The organism is Enterobacter sp. CFEC122 (assembly GCF_052983755.1).
Window position 1 is genome coordinate 1 of sequence record NZ_JBRIQR010000130.1, and the last position, 792, is coordinate 792.

1 pseudogene is annotated in these 792 nt (G+C 54.9%); it reads left to right on the forward strand.

Going from position 1 to position 792, the window contains the following annotated elements:
* A pseudogene (locus ACVCAM_RS26455) lies at nucleotides 1-755 on the forward strand (IS3-like element ISEcl1 family transposase); the annotation flags it as partial.
* Nucleotides 756-792: the final 37 nt, after the last annotated feature.

Sequence of the window (792 nt, forward strand, 5' to 3'; positions counted from 1 at the left end):
GTAACCGGCGTAATGAAGAAGCAGACGCAGAAATACTGTCGGCTATCCTCAACATTATCAGCGATATGCCGAGTTATGGTTATCGACGCGTGTGGGGCATCCTGCGCAAGCAACGTCGCACAGAGGGACAGCCACCTGTGAATGCCAAACGGCTTTACAGGATAATGAGCGAGCATAACCTGTTGTTGTTGCATCACAAACCAGAGCGACCGAAGCGTGAACATAAGGGCAAGATAGCGGTGGCAGAAAGCGATATGCGCTGGTGTTCAGATGGCTTCGAGTTCGGCTGCGACAACGGCGAAAAACTGCGGGTAACGTTCGCGCTGGACTGCTGCGACCGTGAGGCCATAGACTGGGCAGCAAGCACGGGAGGCTATGACAGTTCGACCGTGCAGGATGTGATGCTGAGGTCGGTGGAAAAGCGCTTCGGCGACAGGCTGCCCGACACAGCGGTGCAGTGGCTGACGGACAACGGTTCAGCATATACCGCGCATGAAACGCGGAGGTTCGCCAAAGAGCTGAATCTGGAGCCATGTACAACAGCGGTGAGCAGCCCGCAGAGCAATGGCATGGCCGAACGGTTCGTGAAGACGATGAAGGAAGACTATATCGCGTTCATGCCGAAACCGGATGTGAGAACAGCCCTGCGAAACCTTGCAGCGGCGTTCACGCATTACAATGAAAATCACCCGCATAGTGCGCTGGGATATCACTCTCCGAGAGAATACCGGCGGCAGCGGGCATCGTTAACTTAAGATACAAAAGCTGTCCGGAAATGGCGGGTCAAGATCA